Source organism: Terrabacter terrae (assembly GCF_039529575.1).
Classification (GTDB): Bacteria; Actinomycetota; Actinomycetes; order Actinomycetales; family Dermatophilaceae; genus Terrabacter; species Terrabacter terrae.
The window spans coordinates 1-644 of the sequence record NZ_BAAANB010000160.1; the positions used below are offsets into that span (position 1 = coordinate 1).

The 644-nt window shown below is 69.3% G+C and carries 1 protein-coding gene; it reads right to left on the reverse strand.

Annotation, left to right across the window (positions count from 1 at the left end; translation table 11 throughout):
- Window positions 1-28 precede the first annotated feature (28 nt).
- Window positions 29-644 (reverse strand): extracellular solute-binding protein (locus ABD194_RS20285; RefSeq protein WP_343994882.1); only part of this gene is annotated, 616 nt, incomplete at its 5' end.

Below are 644 nucleotides of genomic sequence, written 5' to 3' on the forward strand. Positions count from 1 at the left end.
TCGTATGCCGCCGGGTCGGCCTGCGCTGTCAGGCCTGGACCCGCTTCAGCTCGGGCTCGGCGACGGCCTTGACCTTGGCGATCTCGCCGGCCGGGTCGGCACCCTCCTTGACGATGCGGTTCATCGCGTCACCGAACGCCGTGGCGCACTTCGGCGTCCACAGGATCGGGCTCTGCGCGTGGCCGACATCGGTGGCGAGCTTGGCCGCCTCGGCCGCCTGGCCGCTCTTGAGGCTGTCCGCCTGGCTGATGAGGCTCGTGCGCGCCGGGATGTGGAAGCCGTAGGACGTCGCGAAGTCGAGCTGGTCCTGGGTCTGGTCGATCCACAGCCACTTGACGAACTTCTTGGCCGCGTCGACGTCCTTGCTCTTGGCGCTGACGCACGAGCCGTAGGCGCCGACGGGCACCGAGGCCTTGCCGCTGCTGTCGAGGGCCGGCCAGGCCATGACGCCGAAGTCGTCGCCGAGGCCCTTCTTGATGTCGGGGAAGGTCCACAGACCGGTGAACTGCATGGCCGTGAGCCCGGACACCAGGGCTGACGGGTCGAACCAGTCCTTGGGCGCGCCGAGGAGCAGGACCTTGGCGTCCCACATCTCACGCAGCTTGCCGAGAGCCGTCGCGGCACGCGGGTCGTCGAAGCCGAAC